Annotated in this window: 11 protein-coding genes; 4 read left to right on the forward strand and 7 right to left on the reverse strand. The window is 65.1% G+C overall.

Features of this window, described 5'->3' with window-relative positions; all coding sequences use genetic code 11:
• Window positions 1-93: 93 nt before the first annotated feature.
• The 4 genes from lpdA to typA all read right to left on the reverse strand — a co-directional run bounded on the left by lpdA (window position 94) and on the right by typA (window position 8027).
• Window positions 94-1524 carry a dihydrolipoyl dehydrogenase gene (lpdA, locus tag ACNQQL_RS04260; RefSeq protein ID WP_347063315.1) on the reverse strand — a complete coding sequence of 477 codons (1431 nt, stop codon included), beginning with the start codon at window positions 1522-1524 and terminating at the stop codon, window positions 94-96.
• Between the two features lie 81 nt (window positions 1525-1605).
• Window positions 1606-2880 (reverse strand): 2-oxoglutarate dehydrogenase complex dihydrolipoyllysine-residue succinyltransferase, encoded by a 1275-nt coding sequence (odhB, locus tag ACNQQL_RS04265; protein WP_347063316.1) that lies wholly within the window; start codon window positions 2878-2880, stop codon window positions 1606-1608.
• Between the two features lie 135 nt (window positions 2881-3015).
• On the reverse strand, window positions 3016-5880 hold the full coding sequence (locus ACNQQL_RS04270; RefSeq protein WP_072441703.1) for a 2-oxoglutarate dehydrogenase E1 component: 2865 nt from the start codon (window positions 5878-5880) through the stop codon (window positions 3016-3018).
• Window positions 5881-6200: 320 nt separating this feature from the next.
• Complete coding sequence (gene typA, locus ACNQQL_RS04275) at window positions 6201-8027, reverse strand: translational GTPase TypA (protein WP_034184035.1); 1827 nt, start codon at window positions 8025-8027, stop codon at window positions 6201-6203.
• Window positions 8028-8354: 327 nt separating this feature from the next.
• On the opposite strand from typA, the gene ACNQQL_RS04280 reads away from it, so the two are divergent.
• From ACNQQL_RS04280 to ACNQQL_RS04295, 4 genes are all read left to right on the forward strand, one after another.
• On the forward strand, window positions 8355-8849 hold the full coding sequence (locus ACNQQL_RS04280) for a MarR family winged helix-turn-helix transcriptional regulator (protein ID WP_072441707.1): 495 nt from the start codon (window positions 8355-8357) through the stop codon (window positions 8847-8849).
• Window positions 8850-8933: 84 nt separating this feature from the next.
• Window positions 8934-10430 (forward strand): efflux transporter outer membrane subunit, encoded by a 1497-nt coding sequence (locus tag ACNQQL_RS04285; protein ID WP_347063317.1) that lies wholly within the window; start codon window positions 8934-8936, stop codon window positions 10428-10430.
• A gap of 52 nt (window positions 10431-10482) precedes the next feature.
• On the forward strand, window positions 10483-11700 hold the full coding sequence (locus tag ACNQQL_RS04290; protein ID WP_347063318.1) for an HlyD family efflux transporter periplasmic adaptor subunit: 1218 nt from the start codon (window positions 10483-10485) through the stop codon (window positions 11698-11700).
• Between the two features lie 27 nt (window positions 11701-11727).
• On the forward strand, window positions 11728-13287 hold the full coding sequence (locus tag ACNQQL_RS04295) for a DHA2 family efflux MFS transporter permease subunit (protein ID WP_347063319.1): 1560 nt from the start codon (window positions 11728-11730) through the stop codon (window positions 13285-13287).
• 97 nt (window positions 13288-13384) lie between these two features.
• On the opposite strand, the gene truB is transcribed toward ACNQQL_RS04295, so the two are convergent.
• From truB to infB, 3 genes are all read right to left on the reverse strand, one after another.
• Window positions 13385-14317 (reverse strand): tRNA pseudouridine(55) synthase TruB, encoded by a 933-nt coding sequence (gene truB / locus ACNQQL_RS04300; RefSeq protein ID WP_072441715.1) that lies wholly within the window; start codon window positions 14315-14317, stop codon window positions 13385-13387.
• Between the two features lie 13 nt (window positions 14318-14330).
• Complete coding sequence (gene rbfA / locus ACNQQL_RS04305; RefSeq protein WP_034184029.1) at window positions 14331-14729, reverse strand: 30S ribosome-binding factor RbfA; 399 nt, start codon at window positions 14727-14729, stop codon at window positions 14331-14333.
• A 115-nt stretch (window positions 14730-14844) separates the two neighbouring features.
• Entirely contained in the window at window positions 14845-17781 is a 2937-nt protein-coding gene (infB, locus tag ACNQQL_RS04310; RefSeq protein ID WP_072441717.1) for a translation initiation factor IF-2, read from the reverse strand.
• Between the last annotated feature and the right edge of the window lie 60 nt (window positions 17782-17841).

Genomic DNA, 17841 nt, shown 5'->3' on the forward strand with positions numbered 1-17841 from the left:
CAAACCGGAAAGAACGAAGGCGAGCGGGAAACCCCGCCCGCCTTCGTCATGAGACGGCTGCGCCGGCCGAGAGCCGGCTGGCGCTTACCGCGCTCAGCTATTCAGCGAGCGCTTGTCGACGGCGAGCGCCGCTTCGCGCATCACTTCCGACATCGACGGGTGCGGATGGCAGATGCGGGCGATGTCTTCCGACGCCGCCTTGAACTCCATCGCCACCACGGCTTCCGCGATCAGGTCCGACGCGTTCGCGCCGATCACGTGCACGCCGAGCAGTTCGTCGGTCTTCGCGTCCGCGATCATCTTCACGAAACCGTCCGGCGCGTTCATGCCGAGCGCGCGGCCGTTGATCGAGAACGGGAACTTGCCCGTCTTGATCTCGCGACCTTCCGCCTTCAGTTGCTGCTCCGTCTGGCCGACCCACGCGATTTCCGGGTACGTGTAGATCACCCACGGAATGCAGTTGTAGTCGATGTGCGGCTTCTGGCCGTCGATCACTTCCGCGACCAGCACGCCTTCATCTTCCGCCTTGTGCGCAAGCATCGGGCCGCGCACCACGTCGCCGATCGCGTAGACGTTCGGCACCGCCGTGCGGCAGTGGTCGTCGACGTCGATGAAGCCGCGCTCGTTCGCCTTCAGGCCGATTGCCTCGAGGCCGAGGTTGTCGGTGTTCGGCACGCGGCCGACCGACACGATCAGGCGGTCGGCGTCGAGCGTCTGCGCGTTGCCGTCCTTGTCCGTGTAGGCGATCGACACGCCGTCCGCGGTCGTCTTCACTTCGCCGATCTTCACGCCGAGATGGATGTCGAGGCCCTGCTTCTTGAACAGCTTGGCCGCTTCCTTCGCGAGCGCTTCGTCGGCTGCGCCGAGGAATGCCGGCAGCGCTTCGAGCACCGTCACTTCGGCACCCAGGCGACGCCACACCGAGCCGAGTTCGAGGCCGATCACGCCTGCGCCGATCACGGCGAGCTTCTTCGGCACCGAGTCGAACGTCAGCGCACCTTCGTTGTCCGACACGATCCTGTTGTCGACCGGGATGCCCGGCAGGTGACGCGCCTTCGAGCCCGTCGCGATGATCACGTTCTTCGCGGTGACGACTTCGGTTTCACCCTCGCCGCTCACTTCGATCTGCACGCCGGCGTCGGTCTTGCCGGCGAACTTGCCATGGCCCTTCAGCCAGGAGATCTTGTTCTTCTTGAACAGGAACTCGATCCCGCTCGTCATCTTCTCGACGATCGCGTCCTTGCGGCCAAGCATCTTCGCGACGTCGATCTTCACGCCATCGACGGTGATGCCGTGATCGGCCAGGTGATGCGACGTGTTCTCGAACTCTTCCGACGACGCGAGCAGCGCCTTCGACGGGATGCAGCCCACGTTCAGGCAGGTGCCGCCGAGCTTCAGCGCGCCGGCCGGGTTCTTCCACTTTTCGATACAGGCAACGGTCTTGCCCAGCTGCGCGGCGCGGATCGCGGCGATGTAGCCGCCGGGGCCGGCGCCGATCACGACGACGTCAAATTCCTTGGACATGGAAATCCTTTCTACTTGTACGTCCGCACGGTCGCGCGTCTGCGCGCCCGTGCGGAGCAGGTCAATGCGGTGGAACTCGGCTTACAGGTCGAGCAGCAGGCGTGCCGGATCCTCGAGTGCATCCTTCATCGCGACGAGCGACAGCACGGCTTCGCGGCCGTCGATGATCCGGTGGTCGTACGACAGCGCGAGATAGTTGATCGGACGGATCACGATCTGGCCGTTTTCGACAACCGGACGCTCCTTGGTCGCGTGCACGCCGAGGATCGCCGACTGCGGCGGGTTGATGATCGGGGTCGACAGCATCGAGCCGAACACGCCGCCGTTCGAGATCGAGAACGTACCGCCCGTCATTTCCTCGATCGACAGCTTGCCGTCCTTAGCCTTCTGGCCGAATTCGGCGATCTTCTTCTCGATGTCGGCGAGGCTCAGTTGATCCGCGTTGCGCAGGATCGGCACCACGAGGCCGCGCGGCGAGCCGACAGCGATACCGATGTCGAAGTAGCCGTGGTAGACGATGTCGTTACCGTCGATCGACGCGTTCACGAGCGGGAACTTCTTCAGCGCATGCACGGCCGCCTTCACGAAGAACGACATGAAGCCGAGCTTCACGCCATGTTCCTTCTCGAACTTGTCCTTGTACTTGTTGCGCAGTTCCATGACCGGAGCCATGTTGACTTCGTTGAACGTCGTCAGGATCGCGTTGGTCTGCTGCGATTCGAGCAGACGCTCGGCGATACGCGCACGCAGACGCGACATCGGTACGCGCTGTTCCGGACGGTCGTTCAGCCAGGTCGTCGCCGACGCCGGCACCTTCACGTCCGGCAGCGACGGCTTCGCAGCGGCCTTGGCCGGTGCGGCGGCCGGAGCGGCCTTCGGTGCGCTGCCTGCTGCCAGCGCGTCGCCCTTCGTGACGCGGCCGTCGCGGCCCGAACCTGCGACGTCGCCTGCCGACAGGCCCTTCTCGGCCAGCAGCTTCGATGCGGCCGGCGATGCGGTGGCCGAGCTCGATGCCGTTGCGGCGACCGGCTGTGCTGCCGGTGCGGCTGCGGCAGGCGCTGCTGCCGGCTTGACTTCGGCGGCGCCCGCCGCTGCTTCGGCCGCACCTGCCTTCGCTTCGGTGTCGATCGTCGCGATCAGCTGATCGGCAACCACCGTGTCACCGTCGTTCTGCAGCACTTGCGCGAGCACGCCCGCGGCCGGTGCCGGCACTTCGAGCACGACCTTGTCGGTCTCGAGTTCGATCAGGATTTCGTCTTGCGCGACTGCTTCGCCCGGCTTCTTCTTCCACTGCAGCATGGTGGCTTCCGAAACCGACTCCGAAAGCTGGGGGACTTTGACTTCTACGATAGCCATGTGATTTTCCTGGATGCTTAATCTGGGTAATGACGAGGTTCGTGCGATTCCTTCGGCCGGTGCGGCGCGCGACGCGCCCGGCAGGCCAAAAGAGACGGGAAAGCGCCGCGCGCCTTCCCGTTTCGCTTCCGTCGGTTATTTCGCGATCGATGCGCTCTTCAGGCGGCCGAAAGCACCTTCGATCAGGGCCTTCTGCTGCTCGTAGTGCTTCGCGTAGTAGCCAACCGCCGGCGAGGCCGAAGCCGGACGGCCGCTGTATGCCAGCTTCTGTCCTTCCTTCATGCCTTCCTTCAGATGGTGCTCGACGTAGAACCAGGGGCCCTGGTTCTGCGGCTCGTCCTGCACCCAGACCACTTCAGTCGCGTTCTCGTACTTCTTCATTTCGGCTTCGAACTGCTTGTGCGCGAACGGATACAGCTGCTCGATACGGATGATCGCGACGTCGTTCGCCTTCGCTTCGCGGCGATGTGCGACGAGGTCGTAATACACGCGGCCCGAGCATGCCAGCACGCGCTTGACCTTCTTCGCGTCGATGCCGCCGTCGGTTTCGCCCAGCACCGGCTGGAACGAACCCTTCGCGAGTTCCGACAGGTCCGACACCGCTTCCTTGTGACGCAGCAGCGACTTCGGCGTGGCGACGATCAGCGGCTTGCGGAACAGGCGGATCATCTGGCGACGCAGCAGGTGGAAGATCTGCGCCGGCGTCGTCGGCTGGACGACCTGCATGTTGTGATCCGCGCACAGTTGCAGGAAACGCTCGATACGGGTCGACGAGTGTTCCGGACCCTGGCCTTCATAGCCGTGCGGCAGCAGCATCGTCAGACCCGACACGCGGCCCCACTTCACTTCGCCCGACGAGATGAACTGGTCGATCACGACCTGCGCGCCGTTGACGAAGTCGCCGAACTGCGCTTCCCACAGCACGAGCGTGTTCGGCTCGGCGGTCGAGTAACCGTATTCGAAGCCCAGCACCGCTTCTTCCGACAGCACCGAGTCGATCACCGTGAACTTCGCCTGGCCTTCGGCGATGTTCTGCAGCGGCACGTACGTGCCGTCGTTCCAGCGCTCGCGGTTCTGGTCGTGCAGCACCGCGTGACGGTGCGTGAACGTGCCGCGGCCCGAGTCCTGGCCCGTCAGGCGCACCGAGTAGCCCGATGCGACGAGCGACGCGAACGCGAGGTGCTCGCCCATGCCCCAGTCGAGCGGCTGGTCGCCGCGCGCCATGTTGCGGCGGTCGTTGATCACGCGCTCGACGAGCGGGTGGACCTTGAAGTTTTCCGGGACCGTCGTGATGCGTTCGCCGAGGCGCTTCAGTTCCGCGAGCGGCACGGCCGTGTCGGCCGCATCCGTCCACTTGCGGTTCAGGAACGGAACCCAGTCGACCGCGTACTTGCTCTTGTAGTTCGACAGGACCGGGTCGACCGTGTGGTGACCATCGTCCATCGCCTTGCGGTACGCCTTCACGTAGTTGTCGGCGTCTTCCGCGGTGATCACGCCCTGCTGCACGAGCTTCTCGGCGTACAGCGCACGGGTGCCCGGGTGCTGCGCGATCTTCTTGTACATCAGCGGCTGCGTGACGGCCGGCGTGTCCTGCTCGTTGTGACCCAGCTTGCGGAAGCAGACGATGTCGATCACGACATCCTTGTGGAACTGCATCCGGTAGTCGATCGCGATCTGCGTCGCGAGGATCACCGCTTCCGGATCGTCGCCGTTCACGTGCAGCACCGGCGCCTCGATCATCTTGACGACGTCGGTACAGTACAGCGTCGAGCGCGCGTCGCGCGGGTCGGACGTCGTGAAGCCGATCTGGTTGTTGATGACGATGTGCAGCGTGCCGTGCGTGCCGTAACCGCGCGTCTGCGCGAGGTTCAGCGTTTCCATCACGACGCCCTGGCCCGCGAAGGCCGCGTCGCCGTGGATCTGCACCGGCAGCACCTGCAGGCCGTCTTCGTCGCCGCGGCGGTCCATCCGCGCCTTCGCGGAACCTTCGACCACCGGGTTCACGATTTCGAGGTGCGACGGGTTGAATGCAAGCGACAGGTGAACCGGGCCGCCTTCCGTCGACACGTCCGACGAGAAGCCCTTGTGGTACTTCACGTCGCCGGCCGGCAGGTCGTCGACGTGCTTGCCTTCGAATTCGGCGAACAGGTCGGCCGGCATCTTGCCGAGCGTGTTGACGAGCACGTTCAGGCGGCCACGGTGGGCCATGCCGATGATGATTTCCTGCACGCCGCGCTTGCCCGCATGCTGGACGACTTCGTCCATCGCCGCGATGAAGCTTTCGCCGCCTTCGAGCGAGAAGCGCTTCTGGCCGACGTACTTGGTGTGCAGGTAACGCTCGAGGCCTTCAGCAGCCGTCAGGCGATTCAGGATGTGCTTCTTCTCGTCTGCCGAGAAGTTCGGCGTCGCGCGGGTCGACTCCAGGCGCTCCTGCCACCAGCGCTTCTGTTCCGGGTCGCTGATGTACATGTACTCGGCGCCGATCGTGCCGCAGTACGTGTCGCGCAGGCCCTTGACGATATCGCGCAGCGAAGCCTGGTCGAAACCGAAATACAGGTTGCTCGCGCTGTAGGTCTGGTCGAGGTCGCCTTCGGAGAAGTCGTAGAACGCGGGTTCGAGTTCGGGAATGGCGGGACGTTCGCGACGCTTCAGGGGATCCAGATTGGCCCATTGCGAGCCAAGGAAGCGATAGGCGCTGATGAGGGACTGGACGTGAACCTGCTTGCGCGCCGCAGCCAGATTGGTGCCGCTTTCGCGCGGGATGAAGGCATTGGCCTTCGCACGCTCGGCAAACGATTCGACGATCGGGAAATGCGCGACGTCATTGGCATTCGAACCGTCCGTTGCAGGCACATTCTGCAGCGCGTCGAAATACTCTCGCCAATTCTCCGGCACCGACGCCGGATTGTTGAGGTATGCATCGTACAGTTCTTCAACGTACGAAGCATTGCCGCCGAACAGATAGGAGTTCAGCTGAAACTGCTTCATTACATCTGACATTTTACGCTCACCTTTCTTCGAGCTTCTCGAGAAATAGCGGGTTACTCAACCTTCCGCGACACGGCCTGACCGTTTAGCGGATTGCGAATCAAGTCTTGCTTGGAAGGACCTAAAACTTGCGTGCGCGCAGCATATCACAGAACCGATACCGGAGTTCACGGCGAAATGTGCCCGAAAGCACCGCGCGACGGGGTTTTGCCGGATTGCCACGACCCGCGGGAACAGTGTTTTGCAGACAATCCGGTTGCGCGTCGCGCACACGCAAAAAAGGCCGCCCGGAGGCAGCCTTTTTTTGTCATGCACGGGAACGGTCGAAACGCTCAGTCGACCGCGCCTTCGCGGCTCGCGCGGCGACGCTCGTGCTCCTTCAGGAAGCGCTTGCGCAGGCGGATCGACTGCGGCGTCACCTCGACGAGCTCGTCGTCATCGATGAACTCGACCGCATATTCCAGCGACATCTGGACCGGCGGCACGAGACGCACGGCTTCGTCGGTGCCCGACGCGCGCACGTTGGTCAGCTGCTTGCCCTTGATCGGGTTCACGACGAGGTCGTTGTCGCGGCTGTGGATGCCGATGATCATGCCCTCATACAGCGCGTCGCCCGGCTTCACGAACATGCGGCCGCGATCCTGCAGCTTCCACAGTGCATACGCCACGGCCGCGCCGTCGTCCTGCGAGATCAGCACGCCGTTGCGGCGCTCGCCGACCGAGCCGTCCTTGACCGGTGCGTACGAGTCGAAGATATGGCTCATCAGGCCCGTGCCGCGCGTGAGCGTCAGGAATTCGCTCTGGAAGCCGATCAGGCCGCGCGCCGAGATCTTGTATTCCAGACGCGTGCGGCCGCGACCGTCCGACGCCATGTCGAGCATCTCGCCCTTGCGGCGGCCGAGCTCTTCCATCACGCCACCCTGATGCTCGTCCTCGACGTCGACCGTCAGCAGTTCGTACGGCTCATGCTTCGCGCCGTCGATTTCCTGCATCACGACGCGCGGACGCGACACGGCCAGCTCGTAGCCTTCGCGGCGCATGTTCTCGACGAGAATCGTCAGGTGCAGCTCGCCGCGGCCCGACACTTCGAACACCGTTTCGTCGCCGGTGTCCTTCACGCGCAGCGCGACGTTGTGGTTCAGTTCCTTCATCAGGCGGTCGCGGATCTGGCGGCTCGTCACGAACTTGCCTTCGCGGCCCGCGAGCGGCGACGAGTTGACGAGGAAGTTCATCGTCAGCGTCGGCTCGTCGACAGTGATCATCGGCAGCGCTTCCGGCGTATCCACCGCGCAGATCGTCGCGCCGATACCGACATCTTCAATACCGTTGATCAGCACGATGTCGCCGGCTTCGGCCGAGTCGACCTGCACGCGCTCGAGCCCCTTGAACGACAGCACCTGGTTGATCTTGCGGCTCAGCACGTCGCCTTCCGGGCCGAAACGCATCACGACCGGCTGGCCCGGCTTGATGCGGCCGCGCGTGATGCGGCCGACGCCGATCCGGCCGACGTACGTCGAATAGTCGAGCGACGTGATCTGAAGCTGCAGCGGCGCTTCCGGGTCGGCTGGGCGGACCGGCACGTGCGCGAGGATCGCCTCGAACAGCGGGCGCATGTCGCCTTCGCGCGTGGCCGGGTCGAGCGACGCATAGCCGTTCAGGCCCGATGCATAGACGATCGGGAAGTCGAGCTGCTCTTCCGTCGCGCCGAGCTTGTCGAACAGGTCGAACGTCTGGTTGATGACCCAATCGATCCGCGCGCCCGGGCGGTCGATCTTGTTGACGACGACGATCGGCTTCAGGCCGAGCGCGAGCGCCTTCTTCGTGACGAAGCGCGTCTGCGGCATCGGGCCCTCGACCGCGTCGACGAGCAGCAGCACCGAGTCGACCATCGACAGCACGCGCTCCACCTCGCCACCGAAGTCCGCGTGCCCCGGCGTGTCGACGATGTTGATGTGCGTGCCCTCATACTCGACCGCGCAGTTCTTCGCGAGGATCGTGATCCCGCGCTCCTTTTCGATGTCGTTCGAGTCCATCACCCGCTCCGCAATCTGCTGGTTCTCGCGGAAGGTGCCGGACTGGCGGAGCAGTTGGTCGACGAGCGTAGTCTTGCCGTGGTCGACGTGGGCGATGATGGCGATGTTGCGAAGGGCGCGGGTCATAGAAACCTGGAAATCGTTTGAACGCGCAAGCGCGCCCGCTCGTTTTTCACGGGCGCGCGCGTTGCAGCTGGGAAAGCCTCAAATTATAGCACGTGCGAGTGTCGAAAGCTGGCTGACACGTTGCAACGCAGCAAGCCGGGCCGGCCCGGCCTCTCCTCGAACGCGCAGCTCTGCCGAAGGCGCCGCCGCCAGCAGACCGAAAACCCTTGTCGCGATAAGGGATTCCTGCAACGCGGAGCACGCCCCTTGCCGTTCGATTAACATTTGCCGCGGCAAGCAATTGTCCCTATACTGCTGCCTAGTCAACTATTGCAGCTTCAGGGTTTTATGTCGGATTCTCCTACCCAACCGCCGGTTTCGCCGCTGTCTTCATATCAGATGAACGACAGCGTCGGTTATCTGATGTCGCGCGTGAAGTCCGTGATGACCAACCTCGTCACGCAACGCACGCAGGAAGAGCTCGGCATCACGGGCACGCAGGCGAGCATGCTGTTCATGATCGCGGTCGGCAAGTGCTCGACGGCCGCCGAGCTCGCGCGCGAATACGGGATCGACGCGAGCGCGGTCACGCGCCTGCTCGACCGGGTCGAGAAACGCGGCCTGCTGTCCCGCGTGCGCAGCATCGAGGATCGGCGCGTCGTGCGCCTCGAACTGACCGACGAAGGCCGCGCGCTTGCCGAACGGCTGCCGCCCATTTTCCGCAGCGTGCTCGACCAGGTGCTGGACGGATTTACGCCGGAAGAAGTCGGGTTCCTGAAGAGCATGCTGCGCCGCATTCTCAGCAACTATTGCGAGACGGCCGGCGGCAGCATCACGGAATAGTTGCCATAACAATTACTTTTGACAGATTAATGTAAGGAAATCCTTGCAGTGTCCATCATTCATTCCGAGTCAGGGGTCAGCGCGATGAAATCCTCCCCGTTGTCCGTGCGCGCCGGGTCGTGCCGCGCCGCCGTCGCCGCCGCGGTCGCCGCACTGGCGCTGGCGGGCTGCGCGAATTACATCGGCATCAAGAGCGACAAGCAGATCGCCCCCGCGTCGCAATTCGAATCCGCGCAGAGCCTGCCGGCCCAGGGCGGCCAGTGGCCGGCGCTCGACTGGGCCAGCCAGTTCGGCGATCCGCAGTTGCCGAAGCTGATCGACGAGGCCCTTCAGGGCAATCCATCGATCGCGCAGGCGCAGGCGCGTATCGCGAAGGCATCGTCGTACATCGAATCGTCGCGCTCGAACCTGCTGCCGAAAGCCGAGGCCAGCTACTCGTGGACGCGCGAGCTGTATTCGTCGAACGCACTGTTCCCGCCCCCGTACGGCGGCCAGTGGTACAGCGAGAACAACGCGCTCGCGAGCGCATCGTGGGAACTCGACCTGTGGGGCAAGAACCGCGAACGCCTGCACACCGCCGTGTCGCAGGAAAAAGCGGCCGAAGCCGACATGCAGCAGGCACGCATCACGCTCGCGTCATCGGTCGCGCGCACCTATAACTCGCTCGCGCAGCTCTACGCGCTGCGCGACATCGCGCAACGCGAGATCGCCAACCGCGAGACGGTCGGCAAGATCACCGACGGCCGCGTATCGGCCGGCCTCGACACCAACGTCGAACACCAGACGGCCCGCGGCAATATCGCGACGACCCAGGCTTCGCTGTCGGATCTCGACGGCCAGATCACGACGGTGCGCTACCAGCTCGCCGCGCTGCTCGGCAAGGGGCCTGATCGCGGGCTGCAGATCGCGGCGCCCGTGATGAACCCGAGCGGCGAAGTCGCACTGCCCGGCAACCTGCCGGCCGATCTCGTCTCGCGCCGCCCCGACATCGTCGCCGCACGCTGGCAGGTCGAGGCTGCGATGCACGACGTGAAGGAAGCGAAGGCCGAGTTCTATCCCGACGTGAACCTCGCGGCCGGCTTCGGCTTCGATGCGTTCGGCTGGGGCAAATTCCTGAACTTCGCGAGCCGCCAGGCGCAGTTCGGCCCGGCGATCCACCTGCCGATCTTCGACGCCGGCGCGCTGCGCGCCCAGCTCAAGGGCCGCTATGCGGACTTCGACCTGTCGGTGGCGAACTACAACCAGACGCTGATCGGCGCGCTGAACGACGTCGCGACGCAAGTCGCGTCGATCCGCGCGGTCGATCGCCAGATGGGCGACGCGCAACGCGCGCTCGACGCGTCGACGCGCGCGTACGATCTCGCCGTGATCCGCTACAAGGCCGGCCTGTCGCCGCAACTGCAGGTGCTGACCGCGGACAGCAACCGCCTCGCCTCGGAGCAGACGGTGACCAACCTGAAGATGCGCCGCCGCGACATGCAGTTCGCGCTGATCAAGGCGCTCGGCGGCGGGTTCGACGCGACCGGCACGCCGCTCGCCGCACCCGACGCCGACAAACCGACCAAACAGGCCGCCAACTGATCCGGCGCCACCACTACGCAGACACTCGAAATAACGGACGGAGAAAATCGCCATGAGCGACCCTCAACAAAATGCCGCCAGCGCACAGTCGCAGAACAGCGGGAAGCGCAAACGGATGATGACGCTGCTCGTCGCGGTCATCGTGATCGCGGCCATCGCGTACGGCCTGTACTACTTCCTCGTTGCCCGCTTCCATGAAGGAACCGACGATGCGTACGTGAACGGCAACGTCGTGCAGATCACGCCGCAGGTCACCGGCACCGTGATCGCCGTAAAGGCCGACGATACGCAGACGGTCAAGGCCGGCGACCCGCTGGTCGTGCTCGACCCGGCCGATTCGCAGGTCGCGCTGCAACAGGCGGAAGCCAACCTCGCGCAGACGGTGCGCCAGGTGCGTGGCCTGTTCGTCAACGACGACCAGTACCGCGCGCAGGTCGCGCTGCGCCAGTCCGACCTGTCGAAGGCCCAGGACGATCTGCGCCGCCGTGTGGCCGTCGCGCAGACGGGCGCCGTGTCGCAGGAAGAGATCTCGCACGCACGTGACGCCGTGAAAGCCGCGCAAGCGTCGCTCGATAGCGCGCAGCAGCAGCTCGCATCGAACCGCGCGCTGACCGCGAACACCACGATCGCGTCGCACCCGAACGTGATGGCCGCCGCAGCGAAGGTTCGCGACGCGTATCTCGCGAACGCGCGCAACGTGCTGCCGGCGCCTGTGACGGGCTACGTCGCGAAGCGCTCGGTGCAGGTCGGCCAGCGCGTGTCGCCGGGCACGCCGCTGATGTCGGTGGTGCCGCTGAATGCCGTGTGGGTCGACGCGAACTTCAAGGAAGTCCAGCTCAAGCACATGCGCATCGGCCAGCCGGTCGAGCTGACGGCCGACATCTACGGCTCGTCGGCCGTCTACCACGGCAAGGTCGTCGGCTTCTCGGCCGGCACGGGCTCGGCGTTCTCGCTGCTGCCGGCGCAGAACGCGACCGGCAACTGGATCAAGGTCGTGCAGCGCCTGCCGGTGCGTATCGAGCTCGATCCGAAGGATCTCGACAAGCATCCGCTGCGCATCGGCCTGTCGATGCAGGTCGACGTGGACATCAAGGACGAACGCGGCGACCAGCTCGTCAACGCACCGAACACTGTCTACGAGACCAGCGTGTTCGCGAAGTACGGCGACGAAGCCGATGCCGAAATCGCGCGCGTCATCGCCGAGAACGCGGGCGGCAACGCGTCGGCGCCGGCCGCGGCGAAGCAAGCCAGCGCCGCGAAGATGATGTAACGCTCCGACTCCGGAAAAACAACCGAAATGGCACAGGCTCCTGTCTCCTACCCGCCCTTGCAGGGCGGGCAACTCGTGCTCGGGACGATCGCGGTGTCGCTCGCGGTGTTCATGAACGTGCTCGACACGTCCATCGCGAACGTCGCGATCCCGACCATCTCGGGCGACCTTGGCGTGTCATCCGACCAGGGCACGTGGGTCATCACGTCGTTCGCGGTCGCGAACGCGATCTCGGTGCCGCTGACGGGCTGGCTGACCGACCGTTTCGGGCAGGTCCGCCTGTTCCTCGCGTCGATCATCCTGTTCGTCATCTCGTCCTGGATGTGCGGCCTCGCGCCGACGCTGCCGTTCCTGCTCGCGTCGCGCGTGCTGCAGGGTGCGGTCGCGGGCCCGATGATTCCGCTGTCGCAATCGCTGCTGCTGTCGAGCTATCCGCGCGCGAAGGCGCCGATGGCGCTCGCGTTATGGGCGATGACGACGCTGATCGCGCCCGTTGCCGGTCCGATTCTCGGCGGCTGGATCTCGGACAACTACTCGTGGCCGTGGATCTTCTACGTCAACATCCCGGTCGGCATCGCTGCCGCCGCCGCGACGTGGGCGATCTACCGCAATCGGGAGTCGGCCGTGCGCCGCGCCCCAATCGACGGCGTCGGTCTCGCGCTGCTGGTGCTGTGGGTCGGCTCGCTGCAGATCATGCTCGACAAGGGCAAGGATCTCGACTGGTTCGCATCGACGACGATCGTCGCGCTCGCGCTGATCGCGATCATCTCGTTCGCGTTCTTCGTGATCTGGGAACTGACCGCCGAGCACCCCGTCGTCGACCTGTCGCTGTTCCGGATTCGCAACTTCACGGGCGGCACGGTTGCGTTGTCGATCGGGTACGGCCTGTACTTCGGCAACCTCGTGCTGTTGCCGCTATGGCTGCAGACGCAGATCGGCTACACCGCGACCGACGCCGGTCTCGTGATGGCGCCGGTCGGGCTGTTCGCCATCCTGCTGTCCCCGCTCACCGGGAAGTATCTGCCGCGCACCGATCCTCGCTACATCGCGACTGCCGCGTTCCTCACGTTCGCACTGTGCTTCTGGATGCGCTCGCGCTACACGACGGGCGTCGACGAATGGTCGCTGACGCTGCCGACGCTCGTGCAGGGCATCGCGATGGCCGGCTTCTTCATCCCGCTCGTGTCGATCACGTTGTCCGGCCTGCCCGGCCACCGCATTCCCGCGGCTTCCGGCCTGTCGAACTTCGTGCGGATCATGTGCGGCGGCATCGGCACGTCGATCTTCCAGACCGCGTGGGATCACCGCAACAACTTCCATCACGCGCAGCTGGTCGAGCAGGCGAACGTGTACAACCCGACGTTCAACCAGGCCGTCACGCAGATGGGCAATCTCGGGCTGACGCAGAACCAGGCGCAGGGCCTCATCAACAACCAGGCCACGCAACAGGCCGCGCAGCTCGGCGTGAACGACCTGTTCTACATCTCGGCCGTGATCTTCGTGCTGCTGATTGCGCTGATCTGGATCACGAAGCCCGAACGCGCGGGCGGCGGCGATGCCGGTGCGGCAGCGTCGGCGGCACACTGAGCGCCGCCCGACACCGCGCCACCGCGCGCCAAACAAAAAGCCCGGTCGATTTCGACCGGGCTTTTTGTTGCTTCGACGGCGCGCTCTCACCGCTGCGTCAGGCTGCCGTCACGACGAGCCGTTCCGGTGCGAGCACGCCATTCGCCTTGCGCGCCACGCCGAGCAGCCGCGCTGCGTCGTAGACGCGCACGCGCTCGCCGTCGGCCGCATCGATCGGCCCGAGCTCCGACAGCGGCAGGCGCTGACCATGCAGGAACCGCTTCGCGCACGCGTCGTCGAGACGAACGGACGGAAACGTCGACAACAATGCATCGACCGGCTGGAGCCACGCATCGCGCGCCGATTCATCCGCGTCCGACAGCGCATCGAGCGTCACCGCATGCTCGAGCGTCAGCGCGCCGACGCCCGTGCGACGCAGCATCGTCAGATGCGCGCCGCAACCGAGCGCCTCGCCGATATCCTCTGCCAGCGTGCGCACATAAGTGCCCTTGCTGCAGGTCACGCGAAACGTTACGTCGGGCATCTCGCAGGCAAGCAGGTCGAGCGCATGGATCGTCACGTTGCGGCCTTCGCGCTCGACGGTCTGACCCGCGCGCGCATATTCGTACAGCGGCTTGCCATCACGCTTGAGTGCCGAATACATCGGCGGCACCTGCACGATCTCGCCGGTGAAGCGCGCGAGCGCGGCCTCCACCGCTGCGCGGTCGCATCCGACCGGCCGCGTGTCGATCACTTCGCCTTCCGCGTCGCCGGTGGCCGTGCGCAGGCCGAGGCGCATCGTCGCTTCGTAGGTCTTGTCGGCCTCGAGCAGATCCTGCGAGAACTTCGTCGCCTCGCCGAAACACAGCGGCAGCAGGCCCGAAGCCAGCGGATCGAGCGTGCCGGTATGGCCGGCTTTCTTCGCGAGAAGCAGCCGCTTCGCGCGAATCAGCGCATCGTTGCTCGACAGGCCGACCGGCTTGTCGAGCAGGAGGACACCGTCCAGCGCGCGCCGGGGCACGCGCGGGCGTTGGGATGCTGCATTCGTCATAGGCCGGTCGAGTTCAGTCGTCCTTGGTCGGCGCGTCGGCTTCGTCGTCGTCCTTCGCACGCGTCGAATTCGCTTCCTTGATCAGGCGCGACATTTCCACGGCCTTCTCGATCGTCTGGTCGTAATGGAAGTGCAGCGTCGGCACGGTATGAATGTGCAGACGCTTGAACAGCAGGTTGTGCAGGTGCCCCGACGCATGGTTCAGCGCCTCCTGCGTCTTTTCCGGATCGCCGGTGAGCGCCGTGAAGTAGACCTTCGCGTGCGCGTAGTCCGGCGTGAGCTCCACGCTCTGGATGGTGACGATGCCGATGCGCGGGTCTTTGACCTCGCGCATGATGAGTTCGGACAGATCGCGCTGAATCTGGTCGGCGATCTGAACGTTGCGATTGGGAGAAGTCCGTTTCCTGGACATGATCGATCCGTGATCCGTTTATCAGGATGAAGCGGCGGGCCATTGTTGGCGCGCCACTATGAAAATGGGCGGGACAGGCCCAAGCCTGCCCCGCCCATGAGCCGATGCGCGACGGTTACAGCGTACGCGCGACTTCGGTCACTTCGAAGACTTCGAACTGGTCGCCTTCGATGACGTCGTTGAAGTTCTTCACCGACATACCGCACTCGAAGCCTTGCTTCACTTCCTTCACGTCGTCCTTGAAGCGCTTCAGCGATTCGAGTTCGCCCGTGAAGATCACGACGTTGTTGCGCAGCACGCGAACCGACGACGAGCGCTTGACGATACCGTCCGTCACCATACAGCCGGCGACCGTGCCGACCTTCGGTACCTTGAAGACCTGACGCACCTCGACCATGCCGGTGATGACTTCGCGCTTCTCCGGCGCCAGCATGCCCGACATTGCCGCCTTCACCTCATCCACTGCGTCGTAGATGATGTTGTAGTAGCGGATGTCGATGCCGTTCGACTCGGCCAGCTTGCGCGCCTGTGCATCCGCACGCGTGTTGAAGCCGATGATGACCGCCTTCGATGCCGTCGCGAGGTTGACGTCGTTTTCGCTGATGCCGCCCACCGCGCTGTGCACGATCTGCACGCGCACTTCGTCGGTCGACAGCTTGAGCAGCGACTGCACGAGCGCTTCCTGCGAACCCTGCACGTCTGCCTTGATGATAAGCGGCAGGTTCTGTACTTCGCCTTCGCCCATCTGCTCGAGCATGCTTTCCAGCTTCGCGGCCTGCTGCTTCGCGAGCTTCACGTCACGGAACTTGCCCTGACGGAACAGCGCGATTTCACGTGCCTTGCGTTCGTCCGGCAGCACGATCACTTCCTCGCCCGCACCCGGCACTTCCGACAGACCCTGGATTTCGACCGGGATCGACGGGCCGGCTTCCTTCGTCGGCTTGCCGTTCTCGTCGAGCATCGCGCGCACGCGGCCGTAGGCCGTACCCGCCAGCACGATGTCGCCACGGTTCAGCGTACCGGACTGCACGAGGATCGTCGCGACCGGGCCCTTGCCCTTGTCGAGCTTCGCTTCGATCACGATGCCCTTGGCCGGCGCTTCGATCGGTGCCTTCAGTTCCAGCACTTCGGCCTGAAGCAGCACGTTCTCGAGCAGATCGTCGATGCCGGCACCCGTCTTCGCCGACACCGGCACGAACGGCGAATCGCCACCGTACTCTTCCGGCACGACACCTTCCGCGACCAGCTCCTGCTTGACGCGCTCGGGGTTCGCATCCGGCTTGTCGATCTTGTTGATCGCGACGACGATCGGCACGCCACCCGCCTTCGCGTGGGCGATTGCTTCCTTCGTCTGCGGCATCACGCCGTCGTCGGCCGCCACCACCAGCACCACGATGTCGGTCGCCTTCGCGCCGCGTGCACGCATTGCCGTGAACGCCTCGTGACCTGGCGTATCGAGGAACGTGATGACGCCGCGCGGCGTATCGACGTGATATGCGCCGATGTGCTGCGTAATGCCGCCCGCTTCGCCCGCGGCAACCTTCGCGCGGCGGATGTGGTCGAGCAGCGAGGTCTTGCCGTGGTCGACGTGACCCATCACCGTAACGACCGGCGGACGCGGCAGTTGCTCCGCATCGGTAGTCGTTTCGCCTTCGACGAGCAGCGCTTCCGGATCGTCCAGCTTCGCGGCAACCGCGCGGTGGCCCAGTTCCTCGACGACGATCATCGCCGTTTCCTGGTCCAGCACCTGGTTGATCGTGACCATCTGGCCCATCTTCATCATCACCTTGATGACTTCCGAGGCCTTGATCGACATCTTGTGCGCGAGATCGGCAACCGACACGGTTTCCGGCACGTGCACTTCACGCACGATCGGCTCGGTCGGCGCCTGGAACGACGATGCGCTGTCCTGGTGACGGCCACGGCCCTTCGGGCCGCCGCGCCAGCCGCGGTCGACGCCGCCGCTCGAATCGCCGCGCGTCTTGATGCCGCGGCGCTTCGCCGCGTCGTCCTGCCAGCCGCCCTTGCCTGCGCCCGGCTTCTTGTTGCGGTCGCCCGCGCCTGCCGGTGCCTGCGTCGTGGCCGGTGCTGCGCCGGCCGGCTTCTTCACTGCCGGACGCGCCTGCGCGCCTTCAGGCTTCGCCGGCTTGTGCAGCGTGCCCTTCGCTTCGGCCGGCTTCGGCGGCTCGACCGGCTTCGGCGGCTCGACTGCCTTGACCACGGCCTTGCGCGGCGTGTTCATCATTTCGCGGATCGCGCGCGCTTCGGCCTCGGCGGCCGCACGGCGCTTGCTGATCTCTTCCTGCTCGGCGCGCGCCTTGTCCGCCGCCTCGCGAGCAGCATCCTCGGCCTTCTTCGCCGCTTCGCGCTGCGCCGCACGTTCGGCAGCCGCACGGGCTTCGGCGGCCGCGCGCGCTTCGTCCTGCGCGGACTGCGCACTCGGTGCTTCCGGCTCGGCCGCGGCGGCCTGCTGCGCTGCCGCCTGCTGCTGTGCCGCTGCGGCTTCGGCCGCGGCACGCTTCGCCGCAGCTTCTTCCTCGGCGCGACGTCGCTCGGCTTCAGCCGCTTCCTCGCGAGCGCGGCGCTCGGCTTCCTCGCGCTCGAGGCGCTCCTGGCGCTCGCGCAGTTCCTGAGCCTGCTTCTCGAGCAGCTCGGCCTCGCGGCGCGCTTCTTCCTCGCGACGCTTCAGTTCTGCATCGTCGTCCGCTTCGGCGGCCTGCGCCTGACCCTGTTCCGCGCCATCGCTCACGTCGTCGCGCTTGACGAACGTGCGCTTCTTGCGGACCTCGACCTGAATGGTGCGAGCCTTGCCCGTCGCGTCAGATTGCTTGATCTCCGACGTATGCTTGCGGGTCAGCGTGATCTTGCGCTTGTCGCCGTCGGTTGCGCCGTGCGACTTGCGCAAATGATCGAGCAGACGCGCCTTGTCCGCTTCGGACAGCGCATCGTCTTCACTCGCTTTCTGGACGCCCGCTGCCTGCAGCTGTTCGAGCAGCACACCAGCAGGCATTTTCAGTTCCGCGGCAAATTGGGCTACGTTGTTACTCGCCATTCATTCCTCTTAGTGCAAGGACCGATTCCTTGCTGTTAGCATCGGGTCAGGCCATACGGC

The organism is Burkholderia sp. LFS061 (assembly GCF_047978125.1).
In the GTDB taxonomy this organism is placed as follows: domain Bacteria; phylum Pseudomonadota; class Gammaproteobacteria; order Burkholderiales; family Burkholderiaceae; genus Burkholderia; species Burkholderia pyrrocinia_C.

Bases quoted from the DNA above. Each gene is read 5' to 3' on its own strand.
- lpdA (WP_347063315.1), bottom strand. From the start codon at position 1,524: ATGTCCAAGGAATTTGACGTCGTCGTGATCGGCGCCGGCCCCGGCGGC.
- odhB (WP_347063316.1), bottom strand. From the start codon at position 2,880: ATGGCTATCGTAGAAGTCAAAGTCCCCCAGCTTTCGGAGTCGGTTTCG.
- ACNQQL_RS04270 (WP_072441703.1), bottom strand. From the start codon at position 5,880: ATGTCAGATGTAATGAAGCAGTTTCAGCTGAACTCCTATCTGTTCGGC.
- typA (WP_034184035.1), bottom strand. From the start codon at position 8,027: ATGACCCGCGCCCTTCGCAACATCGCCATCATCGCCCACGTCGACCAC.
- ACNQQL_RS04280 (WP_072441707.1), top strand. From the start codon at position 8,355: ATGTCGGATTCTCCTACCCAACCGCCGGTTTCGCCGCTGTCTTCATAT.
- ACNQQL_RS04285 (WP_347063317.1), top strand. From the start codon at position 8,934: ATGAAATCCTCCCCGTTGTCCGTGCGCGCCGGGTCGTGCCGCGCCGCC.
- ACNQQL_RS04290 (WP_347063318.1), top strand. From the start codon at position 10,483: ATGAGCGACCCTCAACAAAATGCCGCCAGCGCACAGTCGCAGAACAGC.
- ACNQQL_RS04295 (WP_347063319.1), top strand. From the start codon at position 11,728: ATGGCACAGGCTCCTGTCTCCTACCCGCCCTTGCAGGGCGGGCAACTC.
- truB (WP_072441715.1), bottom strand. From the start codon at position 14,317: ATGACGAATGCAGCATCCCAACGCCCGCGCGTGCCCCGGCGCGCGCTG.
- rbfA (WP_034184029.1), bottom strand. From the start codon at position 14,729: ATGTCCAGGAAACGGACTTCTCCCAATCGCAACGTTCAGATCGCCGAC.
- infB (WP_072441717.1), bottom strand. From the start codon at position 17,781: ATGGCGAGTAACAACGTAGCCCAATTTGCCGCGGAACTGAAAATGCCT.